Here is a 19,288-nt window from a genome sequence, read left to right on the forward strand (position 1 = left end):
GCCGTGCAGCGCCGACCCGCGGGGTGGCGCTCGAAACGGCGGTGGGTGGCACTTTATCGTACCGTGGTAGCTTGACGATTGAAGTAGGCGCTGACTTCACCGAAGCGCCGCCCCGGGGGGCGGGTCGGCGCTGCACGGCGCCTTCGGCTTGATTCCGTGCAGGGTGCCATGTACGCACGGGGTTTCAGAGTTTGAAGGGCGGCGCGGTCAGCCAGCCTTGGCGGCGAAGCTCTCGTGGATGAATTTCTTGTCGCAATAGCCGCATTCGACCTCGCCGGTCTCATGGCTCAGAGAGAGCCAGACGCGGGGGTGGCCGAGGGCGCCCTCGCCGCCGTCACAGGAGACGCGCCAGGCGGAGACCACTTCGGTTTCGGGCGGGGCGATCGACATGGCTGTCTCCTTGCGGGGGGCGCTGGGGCGGGTCAGAATTGCGGGCGAAAATAGCAGGATGGGGAGGCCGTGCAAGTGGGCAGCGGCGTGGAGCATGCACGGTGGATGGTGGCGCCGCATGAGGGGATGCGGCCGTTTCTGCGGCTGATGGCCGAGGCGGCGGAGGCGCTGGGGGGCCGGGTGGTGGCGGAGCCGCAGCTTGGGCGGTTCGGGTTTTTCATCGACGCGGGCGGGCGGGCGCACGCGGTGCATGGCGCGGCGTTGGGGCTCAATGGCGATGCGGCGGCGCGGCTGGCGGGCGACAAGGATTATGCGGCGAAGGTGCTGGGTTATGCAGGCGTGCCGGTGCCGGAGCATGTGGTGATGCTGGCGGGCCGCGATGCCGCGCCAGGGCTGGCCTGGGCGCGGCAGGAATGCGGCGTGCCGCTCTGGGTGAAGCCGAATGACGGCCATGGCGGCGAGGGCGTGCAGCGGGTCACCGACCTTGCCGCGCTGGAGGATGCGATTGCGCCGCTGAGGGAAACCGGGCGCCATGTGATCTTGCAGGATCACGTGCCGGGCCGCGAGTTTCGGGTGATGGTGCTGGAGGGCCGCGCGGTACTGGCCTACGAGCGGATGGCCAAAGGCGACGGGCCAGGCAACCTTTCGGCCGGGGCCGCGCTGCGCGCAGGCGGTCCGGGCGCGGAGGCCGAGGCGCTGGCGGTGCGGGCGGCGGAGGCGCTGGGGCTGCGGTGGGCCGGGATCGATGTGATCGGCGGGGCCGAGGGGCCGGTGGTGCTTGAGGTCAACGCGGCGCCGGGGCTGGACGCCTATGCGCGCTCGGGGCCGGAGCAGTGGGCCGCGGCGCGGGATGTGATTGGCGCGGCGCTCGAGGTGTTGGCGCGGTAGGGCACGGGCGGTTGGTGGGCAGGTTGCCCACCCTGTCCCGTGTCACGCGGGGTTCAGCATCCGGCCCAGCGGGCGGCCACCCAGCACGTGAACGTGGAGATGCGGCACCTCTTGCACGCCATGATTGCCGGCATTGGAGATGAATCGGCAGCCCGGCCCGTGGGCCTCGACGCCTTCCATTTCGCAGACCTTGCCGACGGCGCGGGTGAAGTCGACGATCTCGGCCTCGGAGGCCTCCTGCGCGAAGTGGTCGTAGCTTACGTAAGGCCCCTTGGGGATGACCAGCACATGCACCGGGGCCTGCGGCTGGATATCGCGAAACGCGAGGGTGTGCTCGGTTTCCAGCACGGTCTGGTTCGGGATTTCGCCGCGCAGGATCTTGGCGAAGATATTCTCGGGGTCGTAGCTGTAGCCCATTGGGGCCTCCTCAGTCGGTAAACAGATGGGGCGTGGAGGCGATCTCCCACGCCGCGTCGATCGGGATATCGAGAAAGCGGGCGAGAGGCGGCACGTTCTCGTCGACGCTCGCGCCCTCGCGGATGCGGTCGAGATGTTCGAAGCCCGCGTCGCGGATGCGGTCCTTCTCGAAGGTGATGTCGTAACGGATTGTTGGCAGCAGCCGCTCCAGCGTGTCTTGCGGGGTCTGATCCCCGGCAAGGCCGACCCGGCGGGCGTGGCCGAGCAGATACTCGTCGGTGAACTCGCATTCGAGATCGAGCAGCTTGGTGGCCGACTTGTCGGCGTGAAAATCCTGCATCAGGTCGATGTTGGACGGATCGAGGCAGATCACCAGACGGTCTGTGTCATGGTAATCGAAAAGCATCCGCATGAGCGCCCGACGATGGCGCGTGCGCTTTTCGAGCGTGGTCTGGATGCCGCCGAGATCGGGCAGATCGGCCTCCTCCTCGTTGAAGAGGTATTCGATCACCGGGATGTTGGTGGTCGCCCGGATGCGCTCACAGAGGCGCTTGGCGACGTGCCACTTTTTGCAGATGACGATCATCAGCTCGCGGCCCCGGCCGAGGCTGGCCTCGGTCTCCCAGAAACGCGGCGCGAAGCGGCGGCCGATGCGGCCGCGCCCGGTGAGGAAGTGGAACAGTCGCCGCCCCTCGTTGGAGATCTGGAATTGCCGGCCCTCGGCGGCGTAGAGCATGCCGAGGCGTTTTTTCAGCTCGGCGGCCTCGGGGCTGATCTTGCGGGCGAAGAGAAAGTCCTGGCTGAGCAGCAGGTCGTAGTGGTCGTTATAGAAGGTCACCGGCATGCCGTAGTCGGTGAACATCAGGAAGGTCAGGGTGCGGCAGCGGATTTCGTTCTCGGGGACGAGGTGGCGCACGATGGTCTGGAAGAAGGTCTCATCGGGGATCCAGGTGGTGCGGAAGAAGCGCATCACGTCGCGACGGGTCCGGGTGAAATCGAGCACCCATTCGACCGTGCGGCGGCGCAGGCACCACCATTGCGAGCCGATCATCATCTGCAGATCGCCCGGCACGTTGCGGGTGAGGCCGAGGGCGCGCTGCACCTCGAGGCTCTTGTAGAAGAGCCACTTGTTCTTTCGCTCGTTGAGGAAATGGCGGTAGATCAGCCGCTCCTCCTTCATCCCGGTCTTGATCCAGTCGGAGTTGAAGTAATCGAAGCTCTCGATGTAGTCGCAATCGTCGCGGTCGAGGAACTCATGGGCGTATTCGGCCGATTTGATCGCCTGGCAATCGCCGGAGAGCATGTAGAAGTGGGTGGCACGCGGAAAGGCCTCAACCGCCGACTCAACGGCGTTGAGCGTGGCCTGCACGAGGCTCCACTCGCCCCAGCCGCATTTGATCCGCTTGCGGGCGAAGACGACGTTGGGATTGTCTTTCAGCGCCTCGCGGATGCGGCTGAAATGCTCCGCCTTGGCCCGTGCATCGAAGTGAATCGCAATATAATCACCGACCGCCGTCAGGCTCTCGGCCTGGGCGATGATGGCGTCCGGGTCCTTGTGACACAGGAGGATGAAGGCAATTCTGGCCACTACGTAAACACTCTGCCCGTTTGTTGGGTGGTTGTTTACGGTTAGTATCGTAACCAACCGTTGAAAAGACAGGGTTTCCTTGTATTTTTCCGCTCCAATGATGCCGGGAGGACAACTCGCGGCCATATGGGTTTTCGGAGGCAGTAAATTATGGGCTTTCCCGGCACGTGGATGACCGAGAGTGAAAGCGTGGTGTATCGGGTGGTGCCGAAATGCGCCTGCTCGACCATCGGGCAGATCATGTTCTACTCCGATCACGGCAAGTTCTTTGACGGCGACATTCATGACAGCACGGCTGGCCTGCACAAATGGGCGCAGGACGAGAGCCAGCCGCTGATCGAAGCCAATGTGACGGCGCACCAGAGCTATGCCTTCACCTGCGTGCGCAATCCCTACACGCGGATTCTCTCGAGCTTCTTCGACAAGATCTGCGGCATCCAGCGCAACGGAAAGCGCTACCGGGGCAAGCTGGTGCCGATGCTGATCCAGAAATACGGGATCGAGGTGGGCGACCCGGAGAGCGGCTTCGAGTTCGACCAGATCAAGAGCTTCCGCCGATTTCTGCTCTTTGCCCGCGATACCATCCGCTGGCGCCGCCCGATGGACCCCGACATTCACTGGAGCGCGATGAGCGGGCACATCAGCACCTTCATCGTGAACGGCGGCAGCTACGACAACATCTTCTGGACCGAGAAGTTCAACGAGGGCATGCAATCGGTGCTGGACGCGATCGACGTACCGCATGAGGTGAAGCTGGATGACATCCCCCGCTTCAACGAGAGCGAGGGCCACGGGCCGAAGCGGGCGCATCCGGTGGAGGATTACTTCGACGACCTGTCGATGCATCTCGTCTACGAGATCTACAAGCGCGACTTCCACCTGTTCAAATACAATTTCGAAGACCCGTCGAACAAGATGCCGGTGGGCGAGATCGACCTTGAAGAGGTTCATGCGAAGCTTGGGGATTGAACCGGGCGTCGGGACAGCCATAGAGGCAAGGGGGGCTGTCTGCCCCCCTTGAACCCCCCGAGGATTTTCTCAGGACCAATGAGGGGCCGGTAGGGCTTTATTAACCATGCTGTTGCACAGTGACGGTACGGTACAGCCGGGGACGGCGATGACCGTGGACCGATGAGAGCATGGCTCCGTCAGGGGCGGGTGCCGCGCCACGTGGCACCCGCTTCCTCTGAGCGCTGACCGGGCGGGGTCAGCGGGTCTGACGTGGAACCATGATCACGCTTCGGCAGGGCCAGCCGCCCGAAGGGGCGCAGCGTCCTGCTCCTCATTGGTCCGGACAATATCCCCGCCGGAGGCCCTGAATCTCTTTTGGTGCGCGTCCGGTTATCAGAGCAGGCCTGCCTCGTGGAAGACCTCGCGCAGCGGGCGTTTGGGGCGTGGGCCGATGTGGCGGATGACCTCGGCTGCCGCGGTCACGCCCATGCGGCCGGACATCTCAAGCGTCTGATTGGTGGCGAGGCCGTAGAGGAAGCCGGCGGCGAACTGGTCGCCGGCCCCGGTCGCGTCTACCGGTGTGACACGCTCCACCGGCACCTCTACCCGCTCGCCGTCGCGGATCAGGATCACCGGGTCGCCGGAGCGGGTGCAGACCACCACGGGGCAGATCGCAGCGGCCTCATCAAGCGCGGTTTCAAGGCTGTCGGTCTGGTAGAGTGATTTCCATTCGGCCTCGTTGCCGATGGTGAAATCCATGTCGTTCTCGATCAGCTCGCGGAAGCTGTCGCGGTGGCGGTCGACGCAGAAGGGATCGGAGAGGGTGATGCCCGCCTTGCCGCCCGCGTGGTGGCAGGCGTTGGCGGCGGCCATGAAGGCGCGTTTGCCCTTGTCCTTGTCGAAGAGGTAGCCCTCGAGGAAGAGGTAGCGGGTGTTCTCCATCACGCTCACATCCACGTCGTCCTCGCCGAACTCGGCGCCGCAGCCGAGGTAGGTGTTCATCGAGCGCTCGCCGTCTGGGGAGACGAAGATCATCGAGCGGGAGGTGGGGGGCTGGCTCGCATCCTCGACCGGGGGGTTGGGGAAGGTGGTGCCCTCAAGCTCCATCTTCTCGGCGTAGAACCGGCCCAGTGCGTCGTCCTTCACCCGGCCGACAAAGGCGGTGGCCAGACCCAGCGTGCCGATGCCAGCCAGCGTGTTGGCCACGGAGCCGCCCGGCGTTTGCACGCGGTCGGTCATCGCGGCGTAGAGCACCTCGGCCCGCTTGCGCTCGACGAGCTGCATGATGCCCTTCTCGATGCCCATGTTGTCGAGAAAGCTATCATCGCCGTGGGAGATCACATCGACGATCGCATTGCCGATGCCGACAACGTCATACTGGGTGGTCACAGGGTCTTCTCCTCGTAAAGGCAGATGTCGCGGATGATGCAGTTGGGGCACATCGGCTTGCGGGCTTTGCAGGTGTAGCGGCCATGCAGGATGAGCCAATGGTGGGCGTGCTGCTGGTATTCGGCCTGGATGCGGTCTTCGATGGCGCGTTCGACGGCGTCCACATCCTTGCCGGGCGCGATGCCGGAGCGGTTGCCGACGCGGAAGATATGGGTGTCGACCGCCTGCGCGGGGTGTTTGAACCACATGTTCAGCACAACGTTGGCGGTTTTCCGGCCCACGCCGGGGAGCGAGGTGAGCGCCTCGCGGGAGGACGGCACGACGCCGTGGTAGTCGTCGACAAGGATCTGGCTCAGCTTCATCACGTTCTTCGCCTTCTGGCGGAAGAGGCCGATGGTCTTGATGTGCTCGGTGAGCCCTTCAAGCCCGAGGTCGAGCATCTTTTGCGGCGTGTCGGCGATGGCGAAGAGGGCGCGGGTGGCCTTGTTCACGCCTGCATCGGTGGCCTGGGCCGAAAGGGCAACGGCGACGACGAGGGTGTAGGCGTTGACATGCTCCAGCTCGCCCTTGGGCTCGGCCTCGGCCTCGCGGAAGCGGGCGAAGCATTCGGAGATCTGGTGGTATGTCATCTTGGGCGCGGGCATGGGGGCTGTTTTGCCCTGCGGGGGCGGATTGGGCAAGCGCAACGGTGCGCCCTGCGGGTTTGCGGACCGCGCCGTCAAAGCGCATCTTCCGGGTCGCTCTGTGCGTCGGCGGCTTCTATCTCTATCCTCGAAGGAGACACGCCGATGAACGCCCCCGTCAGAACGACCGTGAGACAGATGGAAGACAGCTACCATTACCAGGTGATGCGCCGCGCGCTCGATGTGATCGACGGGGCGGAGGGCAACCTGACGCTCGACGCGCTTGCGAGCAAGATGCGGATGAGCACCGCGCATTTTCAGCGGATGTTCAGCCAGTGGGTCGGGGTCAGCCCGAAGCGGTATCAGCAATATCTCACGCTGGGCCATGCCAAGGCGCTGCTGCGCGAGCGCTTCACCACGCTGGAGGCAGCGGACTCGGTGGGCCTTTCGGGCTCGGGGCGGCTGCATGACCTGTTTCTGCGGTGGGAGGCGATGAGCCCGGGCGATTATGCCAAGGGTGGCGCGGGGCTGGAGATCCGCTGGGGCTGGTTCGAGAGCCCGTTTGGCCCGGCTCTGGTGATGGGCACCGAGAAGGGCCTCTGCGGCATTGCGCTGGCCGCCGAGATGGGGCCGGAGGCGGCGATGGACGACCTGCGCAGCCGCTGGCCGGAGGCGGACTTCGTCGATGACCCGACGGCGCTGCGGCCTTGGGTGCTGAGTGCCTTCGGCGCCGAGGGGCGGGTGGAAGAGACGCCGCTGTTCCTCATTGGCGCGCCGTTTCAGATCAAGGTCTGGGAGGCGCTGATGCAGGTGCCCTCGGGTCATGTGACCACCTACTCCGAGATCGCCAAGGCGATCGGCGCGCCCAAGGCGGTGCGGGCGGTGGGCACGGCGGTTGGCCGCAATCCGGTGAGCTTTTTGATCCCCTGCCACCGGGCGATGCGCAAATCGGGCGGGCTGGGCGGCTACCATTGGGGGCTGCCGGTGAAGCGGGCGATGCTGGCCTGGGAGGCGGCGCGCAGCGAGGGGCGGGCGGCGGGCTGAGTCGTGCGAGGGCCAAATACGCTTTGAAACACAGGGCCTTCACGCCCTGTGACAAAGGCACTGCCCACTGAAACATTGCACCCCGATTGCAGGCATCTTTCCGCTGATCACTCCCTGATCACGCAGATTCCAGTTGGCTATGTCACATTTTAAAGGAACGAAGCGGGCAAGAGAGCGTTAAGCCCTCAACGTCCATGGGGACCAACACGTAAAACAAGGACTCAATCAGAGATGATCCGCAATTCCCTCATTATTTCCGCCGCTGCCGCCACGTTCCTCGCCGGGTGCGAAGGCGTTGGCCCGAAGACCCAGAATGGCGCGCTTGCCGGCGCAGCCGTGGGTGCGCTGGCCGGTGTGGCACTTGGCGATGACGAAGAAAGCCGCCGCCGCGGCGCCGTGCTGGGTGCCGCCGTGGGCGCTGGCGTGGGTGGTGCGATTGGCGCCAACCTCGACAAGCAGGCCCGCGAGCTGGACCAGAACCTCGACGGCCGCATCAAGGTGGTCAACACCGGTGACCGGCTGATCGTGACCATGCCGCAGGACATCCTCTTTGCCGTCGACAGCACCGCGCTGACCTCGACGCTGCAGGACGACCTTTATACACTCGCCCGCTCGCTGAACGATTACCCGAACACCACCGTGCAGGTGGTCGGCCATACCGACAGCACCGGCGCCGCCGCCTACAACCAAGACCTCTCGGAGCGCCGCGCGCTCGCCGTGCGCGGTGTGCTGGTGAACGGGGGCGTGTCTTCCGGCCGGGTGCAGGCAATCGGCCGTGGCGAGAGCCAGCCGGTGGCCACCAACCAGACCGAGAGCGGCCGCGCCGCCAACCGTCGTGTCGAGATCATCATCATCCCGAACACGTAACCCGTTTTCGGATCGGGGCCTGTCCCTGCCCCGCTCCGTCTAGGCCCCCGCCCTGCCTGTGGCGGGGGCACCTTGCCCCCTCCCCCCGGAACGTGGTCAAATCACTTGACCAATTCCGGGGGGCTTTTTCATGCCGTTCCAGCCTGTCAATGCCGCACGCCTGAGTGAGGCGGTGGTGGAGCAGATCGAGCTGCTGATCCTGCGGGGCGTGTTGCGCCCCGGCGAGCGGCTGCCGGCCGAGCGCGAGCTGGCCGAGCGCATGGGCGTGTCGCGCCCCTCGCTGCGCGAGGCCTTGGGCGCATTGCAGGAAAAGGGGCTGCTGGAAGCCCGCGCAGGCGCGGGCGTGTTCGTGGCCGAGGGGCTACGCTCGGTCTTTCCGCCCGCGCTGGTGAAGCTCTTTGCCGGGCATCGTGAGGCGGTGGCCGATTACATCGGCTTTCGCCGTGACCTTGAGGGGCAGGCCGCCGAGCGGGCCGCCGTGCGCGGCACCGAGGGTGACCACGCGGTGATCGCCGCCGCGCTTGCCGCGATGGAAGAGGCGCATGGCCGCCGCTCCACCCCCGAGGAGGAGGCGGAGCTGGACGCGGGCTTTCACATGGCGATCCTCGAGGCCGCGCATAACGTGGTGCTGCTGCACATGATGCGGGCGATGTTTGGGCTGCTGCGCGAGGGCGTGTTCTACAACCGGCAGATCATGTTCCGGAACCAGCCGACGCGGGAGCGGTTGCTGGCGCAGCACCGCGAGATTGCCGCCGCCGTGCTGGCCCGCGATCCGGGCGCGGCGCGGGCGGCGGTGGAGGCGCATCTGGATTTCGTCGAGCAGGCCCTTGCCGAGCAGGTGAAGGCCGAGGCCCACGAGGCCGTGGCCCGGCAGCGGCTGGAGCGGTAGGCAAAAGGTCTGCCAGATCGGGACGAGCACCGGCTTAGGCGAAACGGTCCTGCCACGTGGGCAGGGTGTCTCCCTTGGCGGGCGTGGCGTGGTAGACGCCGCGGGCGATGGCGCGGGCGAGGCAGGTGGCAGCGGCATGGCCGATGCGCAGCGCGTCCCAGTCCGGGTCTTTCAGCGGCTTGGCGCCAGTCGCCGCACCAAATACCAGATCGCCGTCGAAGGGCGTGTGCGAGGGCACCAGCGCGCGCGCCATGCCATCATGCGCGGCGACGGCCATGCGCTGACACTGGGCGGGGTCGAGCGCGGCGTCGGTGGCGACGATGGCGATGGTGGTGGCCTCGCCTGCGAGCTTTTCGAGGCTTGGCTCGAAGCCTGCGTCGGTCATCTTCGGGCCGCCGAGGCCTCCGAACTCACCCTCCATCTCCCATGCGCCTGCCCAGAACTGCGGGCCACTGCCCTCTACCGCAGAACCCACGGCGTTGACGCCGACGATGGCCCCCACGGTGATGCCGCTTTCGAGCACAAGAGACGCCGAGCCGAGCCCGCCCTTTAGCGTGGCGGTGGTCGCCCCGGTGCCGCAGCCCACCGAGCCGAGCTTGAAGCTGGTGCCCGCCGCCTCCAGCGCCATGCGGCCCAGAGGCTTGTACGGGTTGTCCTTCCAGCCCTTGTCGCCGCCGTTCAGCAGGTCGAAGAGGATCGCGCCGGGGACGATGGGCACGCGGGCCTCGCCCACTTGGTAGCCCCGGCCCTGCGCGCGCAGCCCGTCGGCGACGCCGGAGGCGGCATCGAGGCCAAAGGCGGAGCCGCCGGAGAGCACCAGCGCATCGACCTTCTGCACCAGCTTGTCGGGGGCAAGCAGGTCGGTTTCGCGGGTGCCGGGGGCGCCGCCCATGACGTGGACGGCGGCGGTGAAAGGCTCATCGCCGATCAGGGCCGTGACGCCGGACTTTACCTGCGCGTTGGTGGCATTGCCGACCCGCAGCCCGGCGACATCGGTGATCAGATTGCGTGGTCCCGGTTTCATCGCCGCCCCTTCACTTGCTTGGCAAATATGTCCCCGATCGGAGGCCGTGGCGCAAGGGCGCTCACCGGGCGGCGGGCGCGGGCAGCTCGAAGGGGCCGTGGTAGGTGAGCCGGGGGGTATCCTGCAGCACGAAGGGGAAGCCGCCCATCGCCGCCTCGTCGATCACCACCACGGTATCGGCCCCGGCGGTGATGTGGCGCACGTCGAGCAGCATTTCGTCGGCAAAGAAGCGCTCCAGCAGCGGCTCCGCCCCGCTGCCGTAACCCATGTACACGTGGGCCGGGTCGAGGAAGGCTTCGGGCAGGTCCACGGTGAGGGGCGCGGGGGCATCGGCGACCGGGCCCTCCATCGGCGGCATCACATAGCCCATCGCCTCCGCCTCGCTGCCGAGGGTGCCGGAGAAGAGGTGGACGCGGCGGGTCTCGGGCGGCAGCGGCGCGGCACGGCGGGCCTCCGTGCGGGGGGCGAGGCCGAGCAGGCGGGCGATGAGGCGGCCGATCATGGCAGTGAGACTAGCGTTGCGGGCGCGGGGCGGGCAAGCGGCGTGCGTGCGCTCACCAAGGGGCGGGCAGGCTCAGATGCAGCGCCCGCCATCGACCTCCAGCGCGGTGCCGGTGATCATGCCCGCCTCGTCGGAGCAGAGGAAGGCGGCGGCTGCGCCGAGGTCTTCGGGGGTGGAAAAACGCCCGAGCGGGATGGTGGAAAGGAACTTGGCGCGCATCTCGGGGGTGTCTTCCCCCATGAAGCTGGCGAGCAGTGGGGTTTCACCGGCCACCGGACAGAGGGCGTTGACGCGGACGCCTGCAGGGGCCAGCTCGACGGCCATCGCCTTGGTGGCGGTGATGACCCAACCCTTGGAGGCGTTGTACCAGTTGAGCTTGGGGCGCGGGGAGAGGCCGGCGGTGGAGGCGATGTTGAGCACCGCACCGGAGCCGCGCGCCTTCATCCCGGCGATGACGGTGCGGGCGGAGAGGTAGATGGACTTCATGTTGATCGCGGCGACGCGGTCGAAATCCTCCTCCGAGACTTCTTCCATCGGAGCCGGAAGGTGGGTGACGCCGGCGTTGTTGACGAGGATATCGACAGGGCCGGCCTCGGCCACGCAGGCCTCCCAATCGGCGAGGCTGGCGACATCCATCGCGAGGGCGCGCCCGCCGATTTCTGCGGCGATGTCGGCGGCGGCCTCGGCGTTGATGTCGGTCACCAGCACCTCGGCGCCCTCTGCGGCGAACTTGGCTGCAATGCCCGCGCCGAAGCCCGAGCCGCCGCCGGTGACGATGGCGCGTTTGCCGGTGAGTCTCATGGTCTGTCCTCCCTCGTGGTCAGGGGGATGAGACGGCATGGGGCGGCGGGGTGCAAGGGGCGCGCGGCTGCGCGAGTGGCTGATGTTGGAGTGGGGGCGCTGCCCCCACACCCCCGGGATATTTGGAGCAAGAAAATGAACTGGGGGGCGCGTTAACCTTGATGCTTGGTTAGTGCGGTCCGGACTGTGCCTGCGTGAGCCAGGCGGAGAGGCGGCGGATCGGGGGGCCGAGGAAGAGGCTCAGGGCGGTGCCGATGGGCCAGCCGAAGGCGAAGTCGCGCGCCCATGCGGCGGGCCAGCCCGGGGTGAGGCCGAGGTCGAGCGCGGAGAACAGGCCCGAGAAGACGAGGCTGATCAGGGCGGAAAGCAGCAAGGCGTTCAGCAGGTCTTCTCTTCGGCGGGCAGACATGAGCGCGCTCCCGTGGCGGCTGGCGGGCTGGGATGCCGTCAGTCTACGGGCTGCGCGTGAACGGAGGGTTTCTGCCGGTGGCGACTCAGAACGTCGCACGCCCGCCGGACTGGTCGAAGCAGGCACCGGTGGTGAAGCTGGCCTCGGGCGAGGCGAGCCAGCAAATCATGGCGGCGATCTCATCGGTCGTCCCGAAGCGGCCCATCGGGATCTTGGACTTCATGAAGGCGATGAACTCGGGCGTCATCTGGTCGAAAATGGGGGACTCGACGGCGGCGGGAGCGATGCAGTTGACCGTCACCGCCGTGTCGGCCAGCTCCTTGCCGAGCGATTTGGTGAGGCCGATGACGGCGGCCTTGGTGGCGGAATAGGCGGGGGCATTCGGATTGCCCTCCTTGCCCGCGACGGAGGCGATGTTGACGATGCGGCCATAGCCTGCCGCCTTCATCAAAGGGGCGGCTACACGGTTGCAGTAGAAGACGCCGTGGAAGTTGAGGTTGGTGACGGCGTGCCAATCGTCCAGCGGGTACTCCCAGGTGGGCACGTTGGGGCCGGTGATGCCGGCGGAACAGACGAGGATGTCGAGGCCGCCCATCGCCGTGGCGGCGGCCTGCATGGCGGCTTCGGTGCCTTCCGGGTTGGTTACATCGACCAAGCCGGGGGTCAGGCCCTCCGCCTCGGCGGCGGCGAGGGCGGCTTCGTTCACGTCCCAGACGGTGACGGTGGCCCCTTCTGCCTGCATCCGCAGCGCGGCGGCGAGCCCGATGCCGGAGGCACCGCCGGTGATGATGGCTTTGCGGCCTGCGAAGCGGTTCGGGAAAATGTCAGTCATGCTTGGCGGCCACCGTCTTGAGAGTTGAGAATCCGTACAGGGCCTCGAAGCCCTTTTCGCGCCCGTGGCCCGATCGGCCGACGCCGCCGAATGGCAGCTCGACCCCGCCCCCTGCCCCGTAGTTGTTGAGGAAGACCTGGCCTGCGCGGAGGCGTTTGGCGAGGCGCATCTGGCGGGCGCCACTGGCGGACCAGACCGAGGCGACAAGGCCGTAGCCGGTGCCGTTGGCGATGGCGATGGCCTCCTCTTCGCTGTCGAAGGGGATCATCACCTGCACCGGGCCGAAGACCTCCTCCTGCGCGAGGATGTGGTGTGGGTCCGTCGTGGCGTAGAGGCGGGGGGCGACGTAGTGGCCGTTTTTCGGGGCGCTATCGGAAACGGTGCCCTCGGCCAGTAGTTGCAGCCCCTCATCGCGCGAGAGGTAGCCCTGCACGATCTGCTTTTGCCGAGCGGAGATGAGCGGGCCGAGGTTGGCATCTTCCAGCGCGGGGGCGGCCTTGAGCTTGGCATAGGCCTCGGCCATGCGGGCCATCGTCTCCTCCCAGAGCGGACGCTCGACGAGGATGCGGGAGGAGGCGGAGCAGGTTTGCCCGGCGTTCTGCAGCCCGGCGGAGAGCAGGAACGGCAAGGCGGCGTCGAGGTCGGCATCGGCGAAGACGAGCTGGGGGGATTTGCCGCCGAGTTCGAGGGTGACGGGCACGATATTGGTGGCCGCCGCCTGCTGGATCAGGGTGCCGACGCCTGCGGAGCCGGTGAAGCTGAGGTGACGCACTCCGGGATGCGCGGAGAGCGCGGCACCGGCCTCTTCGCCCAGGCCGGGGATGACGTTGAGGGCGCCGGAGGGCAGGCCGGCCTCCTGCGCGAGGCGGGCGAAGGCGAGCGCGGTGAGGCAGGCCTCTTCCGCCGGTTTCAGCACGCAGGCGTTGCCCATCGCCAGCGCGGCACCGACCGAGCGGCCGATGATCTGCATCGGGTAGTTCCAAGGGATGATGTGGCCGGTCACCCCGTGCGGCTCGCGCAGGGTGTAGACGGTGTAGCCGTCGAGATAGGGGATGGTCTGGCCGGTGATCTTGTCGGCCGCGCCGCCGTAGAATTCCATGTAGCGGGCGAGCGCGCGGGCGTCGGCGCGGGCCTGGGTGAGCGGCTTGCCGACATCGCGGGATTCGAGGACGGCGAGGGCCTCGGTGCGCTCTTCGATCAGGCGGGAGAGACGGAGGAGGATGCGGCCGCGCTCGGCGGCGGTGAGGCTGCCCCATTCGCCATCGAGCGCGGTTTGCGCGGCGGCGACGGCACCGGAAACCTCGCGGGCACTGCAGCGGGCAATGGCGCCGATCTCCTGGCCGGTGGACGGGTCTTCGATGGGGAGCGTGGCGGGGGCGTCGTGCCAGTGGCCGCCGATGAGGTACTCGGACGGGTCGAACCAGCCTGCGGTGATGTCTGTCATGGTGGTGCCTCCCGAGGGGAGGTTAGGGCGGCGGCGCGGGGTTTGGAAGTGCGTTCGGGAGCCGTGCAGCGCCGACCCGCGGGGTGGCGCCTGCAACAGTAGTGCGGTGCACTTTATGGTGCCGTGTTAGCTCGACCTGCGAGGTATGCGCTTGCCTCACCGAAGCGCCGCCCCGGGGGGCGGGTCGGCGCTGCACGGCGCCTGCGGCTTGATTCCGTGCACGTGCCACGCTGACCTGTAGGGTCAAGTTACAGCAACCGGGGCGGCCGGAGGAGGGAAGGGCTTTCGGTGGCGTCGCTACGCTCGGGGGGCTGGCGCGGTGGGCAGATTGCCCACCCTATGCGGCGAGCACGGGCGCGGCGGCGATGAGGGCGCGTGTGTAGGGATGCTTCGGTTGGGTGAAGACCTGTTCGGTCGGGCCCTGCTCCACGATCTCGCCCGCCTTCATCACCAGCACCCGGTCGGTCACGTTGCGGACCACGGAAAGGTCGTGGCTGATGAAGAGGTAGCTGAGGCGGCGCTCGGCTTGAAGGCGGGCCAAAAGGTCGAGGATGCGGGCGCGGACCTGGACGTCGAGCGCGGAGACGGCCTCGTCGAGCACGATCAGCTCGGGGTGGGTGATCAGGGCCCGGGCGATGGCGATGCGTTGGCGTTGACCGCCGGAGAACTGGTGCGGGTATTTGTGGGCGTCGTCGGGGTGGAGGCCTACGGCGAGCAGGGCTTCGGAGATGCGGGCGCGCAGGTCAGGCGGGGTGCCGGTGAGGTGGAAGGGTTCGGAGACGAGGCGGGAGACACGGTGGCGCGGGTTGAAGCTGCCGTAGGGGTCTTGAAACACCACTTGCAGGCGGCGCCGGAGATCGAAGCCCATCTGTGGCGTGACGGGCTGGCCGTCGAGCGCGATTGCGCCGCCTTGCAGCGGGTCGAGGCCGAGGATGGCGCGCGTGAGGGTGGACTTGCCGCAGCCGGACTCGCCGACGAGGCCGAGGGACTCGCCTTGGCGCAGGGTGAAGCTGACCTTGTTCACTGCGCGGAAAGGGCCCTTGCGGGTGGGGTAGTCGCGGATGGCGTTCTGGACGCTGAGAAGCGGGGTTTCCTCGACGCGGGTGGCGGCGCGGTCGGGCTGGTGGCCGGAGGCTTCGAAGAGCGCCTGCGTGTAGGGGTGCGTGCGGTTGCGCAGGATCTGCGCGGTGGGGCCGTGCTCGACCACCCTGCCCTCTTTCATCACCGCGATCTCATCGGCCATGTCGGCGACCACGGCGAGGTCGTGGGTGATGAGCAGGAGCGCCATGCCCTCCTCGCGGACGAGGCTGCGCAGGAGGTCGAGGATCTGGGCCTGGGTGGTGACGTCGAGCGCCGTGGTGGGCTCGTCGGCGATCAGCAGGCGGGGGCGGAGCGCGATGGCCATGGCGATGCAGACCCGTTGGCGCTGGCCGCCGGAGAGTTCGTGCGGGTAGCGGGTGGCGGGGATGGCCGAGAGGCCGACGCGGTCGAGCTTTTCGCGGGCGATCTGCGCGGCCTCGAAGCGGGAGGCGGCGCCGTGGATGCGGAGGGTTTCGGCCACCTGGGCGCCGATGGTCTGCATCGGGTTGAGTGCGGTCATCGGCTCCTGAAAGATCATGCCGATCTCGTTGCCGCGGATGGTGCAGAGGCGGCGTTCGGGGGCCTTCGTCAGGTCTTCCCCGTCGAGGCAGGCGGCTCCGGTGGTTTCAGACCCGTGCGGGAGCAGGCCCATGATCGAGAGGGCGGTCATGCTCTTGCCGGAACCGGACTCGCCGACGAGGCCGAGGATGCGGCCCTCAGGCAGAGAGAAGGACACCTCGCGCAGGATGGGCTTGCCGTGGATGGCGAGGCAGAGGCTGCGAAGGTCGATCATTGCACGGCCCTGCGCAGGCGGGGGTCGAGCATGTCACGCAGCCCATCGCCCATGAGGTTCAGGCCGAGGACCATGGCGGTGATGCAGAAGGCGGGCGCCATGGCAAGGCGCGGGGTGCCGTAAAAGAAGGTTTGCGCGTCGGCGAGCATCCGGCCCCAAGAGGGCGTGGGCGGTTGCGCCCCGAGGCCGACGTAGGAGAGGCCGGCCTCGGCGAGGATGCCGAGGGAGAACTGGATGGTGGCCTGCACGATGAGCAGGCTAGCGATGTTGGGCAGGATGTGCTCGGCGCTGATCCGGGTGCGGGATTTGCCCGCCACGCGGGCGGCGAGGATGAACTCGCGCTGCCAGACGCCGAGCGCCGCGCCACGGGCGACGCGGGCGAAGACCGGAATGTTGAAGATGCCGATGGCGAGGATGGCGTTGAACGCGGAGGGGCCGAAGGTGGCGGTGATCAGGATGGCGATGACGAGGGAGGGGAAGGCGAAAGTGAGGTCGTTGGCGCGCATGATGACCTCGTCGAGCAGCGAGCCTCGGGAGGCGGCGGCGGTGAGGCCGAGGGGGACGCCGATACAGAGGCCGATGGAGACGGCGACGAGGGCGACGGCGATGGAGGTGCGTGCGCCGGCCATGAGCATGGAGGTGAGGTCGCGCCCGAGGTGATCGGTGCCGAGGAGGTGGGTGGCGGAGGGGGCCGCGAGCTTGTTGGAGATCGCGAGGTCGAGGACGGAGTGGGGCGTCCAGACGAGGGAGAGGAGCGCGGCGGCGGCGAAGAAGGCGGTGAGGGTGGCACCGATGAGGAGTTGGGCGGGGAGTTTCATGGGGTGAGCCCGGTGATGGCGAGAGCCCGCACGGTGCGCGCCGTAAGGCGCCGTGCAGCGCCAGCCCGCCGCCCGGGCAGGCGCTGCATGGCTTGCGTGGCTCGCGTTGGCAGGTGTTCCATTACCGCCGCCTCCTCAGCCTTGGGTCCGCCAGGCCGTAGGCGATGTCGGTCAGGAAGGTCACGCAAATCACCGCGAAGACCAGCAGCATCACCGCGCTTTCCACCACGATCAGGTCGCGCTGGGTGATGGCCTGAAAGATCAGCCGCCCGAGGCCGGGGAGGTAGAAGACGTTTTCGATGATGATCGCGCCCGCCAGAAGGAAGGAGAATTGCAGGCCGAGAATGGTCAGCACCGGCACCAGCGCGTTGCGCAGCGCGTGCCGGGTGAGGGCCTGAGCGCGGGTGAGGCCCTTGGCGCGGGCGGTGCGGATGAAATCCTGCCCGAGCACCTCGATCAGCGCCGAGCGCATGACGCGGGCGAGGATGGAGGCCTGCGGCAGGGCCAGGGCGACAGCGGGGAGGGTCAGCGCCTTGAGGCCGGGCCAGAGGCCAGCCTCCCACCCCGGAAAGCCGCCGGCGGGAAAGAGCGGGATGGTGATGGCGAAGGCGAGCACCAGCAGCATGCCGAACCAGAAGTTGGGCACGGCGATGCCCAGTTGCGTCAGCCCCATGATGCCGTAATCCGCCGCGCGGCCTCGGAAGGCGGCGGCCACCAGCCCGACCGGGATGGCCAGCAGGGTGGAGAGCACCAGCGCATAGGCGGCAAGCGGGGCCGAGACGGCCAGACGGTCGGCAATGAGGCCCTCCACCGGCACGCGGTAGGTGTAGGATACCCCCATGTCGCCCTGAACCAGCCCGGTGATCCAGCGCAGGTAGCGCTCGGGTGTGGTGCCATCGAGGCCCAGCTCGGTGCGCAGCGCCGCCACGGTTTCGGGCTGGGCGTTGAGGCCGAGCATGAAGGCCGCCGGATCGCCGGGGATGACCTCGAGCATGAAGAAGATCACCACGCTGGCTGCGACGAGCGAGAGGGCGAGAGAGATCAGCCGAGAGGCGAGGTAGCGGGCCATGAGGGGACGCTAGGGGATTGATCCGGCGGGGGGAAGTGGCGTTGCGGCATGGGCGGCAGGTGCCGCAGCGGGCTTGCGCGGGCCGGAGGGCGTGGCATAGTCGGCACAGGCCCGGGGTGATGGCGTCACCCCGCCACGTGGCCTTCCTGTCCTGAACGCCGGGACCATTCCTTTACGGATGGGCCCGCGAAGGGCCCGGAAAGGTCCCGAGATGACAGATCGTCCCGCATTCTACCGCTTCGAGAACGGCGAAAAGGCGCCCCTGCCCTTCCCGGCCGCCGAGTATGACGCGCGGCTCGCCAAGCTGCGCGGGGTGATGGCCGAGCAGGGCATCGAGGTGGCGCTCTTCACCTCGATGGCGGGCATCGCCTACTACTCGGGGTTTCTCTACTGCAGCTTTGGGCGACCCTACGGGCTGGTGGTGACGGCAGAAAGCTCCACCGTGATCAGCGCGGGCATCGACGCGGGCCAGCCCTGGCGGCGCTGCCACGGCGATGCGCTGACCTACACCGACTGGGCGCGCGACAACTTCTGGCGGGCGGTGGCCTATGTGGCGGGCACGGGCCGCGTGCTGGGCTTCGAGGGCGACCACATGACGGTGCAGCAGCGCGAAGCGATGGAAAGCTATCTGGCGCCTGTCTCAGTGGATATCTCGGTGCCGGTGATGCAGCTGCGAATGATCAAGAGTGCGGCGGAGATCGCCCTGATCCGCGAGGGTGCGCGTGTGGCGGACCTCGGCGGCGAGGCGATCCGCGCGGCGATTGCCGAGGGCGTGCGCGAGATCGACGTGGCAATGGCCGGGCGCGATGCGATGGAGGCCGAGATCGCGCGGGCCTTTCCGGATGCGGAATATCGCGACACTTGGGTCTGGTTCCAGTCGGGGCTGAACACGGACGGGGCGCACAACCCGGTGACGGCGCGGCGACTGGAGCGGGGCGACATCCTGAGCCTCAACACCTTTCCGATGATCTCGGGCTATTACACCGCGCTGGAACGCACGCTGTTTCTGGGCGAGGTGAATGACGCCTCGCTGGGCTATTGGAAGGCCAATGTGGAAGCCCATGAGCTGGGGATGGCGCTGCTGAAGCCGGGCGCGCGCTGCGGCACGGTGACGGCGGCGCTCAACGCCTTCTTCGCCGAGCGCGACCAGCTGAAGTATCGCAGCTTCGGTTACGGCCACTCCTTCGGCGTGCTCAGCCACTACTACGGGCGCGAGGCGGGGCTGGAGCTGCGGGAGGATATCGACACGGTGCTGGAGCCGGGCATGGTGATCTCGATGGAGCCGATGCTGACGGTGCCGGAGGGGATGCCGGGTGCGGGCGGGTATCGCGAGCACGATATTCTGGTGATTACCGAGGACGGGGCGGAGAACATCACCGGCTTTCCTTACGGGCCGGAGAGGAACGTGATCGCGGGGTAGCTCCGCCGCCCGTCGAGGCGTCCTCGCCCCCGGTGGCGCCGCATGGTAGG

20 protein-coding genes are annotated in these 19,288 nt (G+C 67.6%); 6 read left to right on the plus strand and 14 right to left on the minus strand.

Annotated features, from left to right (window positions below):
- Positions 1-207: 207 nt before the first annotated feature.
- Positions 208-390, minus strand: a complete 183-nt coding sequence (locus KUV38_RS11300) for a zinc-finger domain-containing protein (RefSeq protein ID WP_222470142.1) — start codon at positions 388-390, stop codon at positions 208-210.
- An 87-nt stretch (positions 391-477) separates the two neighbouring features.
- On the opposite strand from KUV38_RS11300, the gene KUV38_RS11305 reads away from it, so the two are divergent.
- A complete protein-coding gene (locus KUV38_RS11305) occupies positions 478-1,278 on the plus strand; it encodes a RimK family alpha-L-glutamate ligase (RefSeq protein WP_222470143.1) in 801 nt (266 codons plus the stop codon).
- Between the two features lie 42 nt (positions 1,279-1,320).
- Here the strand turns inward: KUV38_RS11305 and KUV38_RS11310 are convergent, their stop codons facing one another.
- Together KUV38_RS11310 and KUV38_RS11315 are read right to left on the minus strand one after the other, a co-directional pair.
- The gene (locus tag KUV38_RS11310; RefSeq protein ID WP_222470144.1) at positions 1,321-1,695 is read right to left on the minus strand and encodes an HIT domain-containing protein; all 375 of its coding nucleotides are present in this window, start codon (positions 1,693-1,695) and stop codon (positions 1,321-1,323) included.
- A gap of 10 nt (positions 1,696-1,705) precedes the next feature.
- The gene (locus tag KUV38_RS11315; protein ID WP_222470145.1) at positions 1,706-3,283 is read right to left on the minus strand and encodes a DUF5928 domain-containing protein; all 1,578 of its coding nucleotides are present in this window, start codon (positions 3,281-3,283) and stop codon (positions 1,706-1,708) included.
- A gap of 150 nt (positions 3,284-3,433) precedes the next feature.
- Here KUV38_RS11315 and KUV38_RS11320 point away from each other — a divergent pair, with 150 nt between their 5' ends.
- Positions 3,434-4,252 carry a sulfotransferase family protein gene (locus tag KUV38_RS11320; RefSeq protein ID WP_222470146.1) on the plus strand — a complete coding sequence of 273 codons (819 nt, stop codon included), beginning with the start codon at positions 3,434-3,436 and terminating at the stop codon, positions 4,250-4,252.
- Between the two features lie 375 nt (positions 4,253-4,627).
- On the opposite strand, the gene KUV38_RS11325 is transcribed toward KUV38_RS11320, so the two are convergent.
- Positions 4,628-5,623, minus strand: coding sequence for an adenosine kinase (locus tag KUV38_RS11325; RefSeq protein ID WP_315898619.1), 996 nt, complete (start codon positions 5,621-5,623; stop codon positions 4,628-4,630).
- Positions 5,620-6,267 carry an endonuclease III gene (nth, locus tag KUV38_RS11330; protein WP_222470147.1) on the minus strand — a complete coding sequence of 216 codons (648 nt, stop codon included), beginning with the start codon at positions 6,265-6,267 and terminating at the stop codon, positions 5,620-5,622. The genes KUV38_RS11325 and nth overlap by 4 nt, the downstream gene beginning before the upstream one ends.
- A gap of 144 nt (positions 6,268-6,411) precedes the next feature.
- On the opposite strand from nth, the gene KUV38_RS11335 reads away from it, so the two are divergent.
- The 3 genes from KUV38_RS11335 (at position 6,412) to KUV38_RS11345 (ending at position 9,046) form a co-directional block, all read left to right on the plus strand.
- Positions 6,412-7,290, plus strand: a complete 879-nt coding sequence (locus tag KUV38_RS11335) for a bifunctional helix-turn-helix domain-containing protein/methylated-DNA--[protein]-cysteine S-methyltransferase (RefSeq protein WP_261385208.1) — start codon at positions 6,412-6,414, stop codon at positions 7,288-7,290.
- Between the two features lie 231 nt (positions 7,291-7,521).
- Positions 7,522-8,157 carry an OmpA family protein gene (locus KUV38_RS21095; protein ID WP_222470148.1) on the plus strand — a complete coding sequence of 212 codons (636 nt, stop codon included), beginning with the start codon at positions 7,522-7,524 and terminating at the stop codon, positions 8,155-8,157.
- Between the two features lie 130 nt (positions 8,158-8,287).
- Complete coding sequence (locus KUV38_RS11345) at positions 8,288-9,046, plus strand: FadR/GntR family transcriptional regulator (RefSeq protein ID WP_222470149.1); 759 nt, start codon at positions 8,288-8,290, stop codon at positions 9,044-9,046.
- Positions 9,047-9,080: 34 nt separating this feature from the next.
- Here the strand turns inward: KUV38_RS11345 and KUV38_RS11350 are convergent, their stop codons facing one another.
- From KUV38_RS11350 to KUV38_RS11390, 9 genes are all read right to left on the minus strand, one after another.
- Positions 9,081-10,070 carry a P1 family peptidase gene (locus KUV38_RS11350; RefSeq protein ID WP_222470150.1) on the minus strand — a complete coding sequence of 330 codons (990 nt, stop codon included), beginning with the start codon at positions 10,068-10,070 and terminating at the stop codon, positions 9,081-9,083.
- A gap of 61 nt (positions 10,071-10,131) precedes the next feature.
- A complete protein-coding gene (locus KUV38_RS11355; protein WP_222470151.1) occupies positions 10,132-10,572 on the minus strand; it encodes a hypothetical protein in 441 nt (146 codons plus the stop codon).
- 72 nt (positions 10,573-10,644) lie between these two features.
- Positions 10,645-11,373 (minus strand): glucose 1-dehydrogenase, encoded by a 729-nt coding sequence (locus KUV38_RS11360; RefSeq protein WP_222470152.1) that lies wholly within the window; start codon positions 11,371-11,373, stop codon positions 10,645-10,647.
- Between the two features lie 169 nt (positions 11,374-11,542).
- A complete protein-coding gene (locus tag KUV38_RS11365) occupies positions 11,543-11,782 on the minus strand; it encodes a DUF2798 domain-containing protein (RefSeq protein WP_222470153.1) in 240 nt (79 codons plus the stop codon).
- An 85-nt stretch (positions 11,783-11,867) separates the two neighbouring features.
- On the minus strand, positions 11,868-12,614 hold the full coding sequence (locus KUV38_RS11370; RefSeq protein WP_222470154.1) for an SDR family NAD(P)-dependent oxidoreductase: 747 nt from the start codon (positions 12,612-12,614) through the stop codon (positions 11,868-11,870).
- Positions 12,607-14,058 carry an aldehyde dehydrogenase family protein gene (locus tag KUV38_RS11375; protein ID WP_222470155.1) on the minus strand — a complete coding sequence of 484 codons (1,452 nt, stop codon included), beginning with the start codon at positions 14,056-14,058 and terminating at the stop codon, positions 12,607-12,609. The genes KUV38_RS11370 and KUV38_RS11375 overlap by 8 nt, the downstream gene beginning before the upstream one ends.
- Positions 14,059-14,395: 337 nt before the next feature.
- Positions 14,396-15,931, minus strand: a complete 1,536-nt coding sequence (locus KUV38_RS11380; RefSeq protein WP_222470156.1) for an ABC transporter ATP-binding protein — start codon at positions 15,929-15,931, stop codon at positions 14,396-14,398.
- Positions 15,928-16,749, minus strand: a complete 822-nt coding sequence (locus KUV38_RS11385; protein WP_222470157.1) for an ABC transporter permease — start codon at positions 16,747-16,749, stop codon at positions 15,928-15,930. Before KUV38_RS11385 ends, KUV38_RS11380 begins: the two co-directional genes overlap by 4 nt.
- A gap of 121 nt (positions 16,750-16,870) precedes the next feature.
- On the minus strand, positions 16,871-17,818 hold the full coding sequence (locus KUV38_RS11390) for an ABC transporter permease (RefSeq protein WP_222470158.1): 948 nt from the start codon (positions 17,816-17,818) through the stop codon (positions 16,871-16,873).
- A gap of 211 nt (positions 17,819-18,029) precedes the next feature.
- Here KUV38_RS11390 and KUV38_RS11395 point away from each other — a divergent pair, with 211 nt between their 5' ends.
- Positions 18,030-19,238, plus strand: coding sequence for an aminopeptidase P family protein (locus tag KUV38_RS11395; protein WP_222470159.1), 1,209 nt, complete (start codon positions 18,030-18,032; stop codon positions 19,236-19,238).
- The last annotated feature ends 50 nt before the right edge of the window (positions 19,239-19,288 follow it).

The organism is Vannielia litorea, assembly GCF_019801175.1.
In the GTDB taxonomy this organism is placed as follows: domain Bacteria; phylum Pseudomonadota; class Alphaproteobacteria; order Rhodobacterales; family Rhodobacteraceae; genus Vannielia; species Vannielia litorea_B.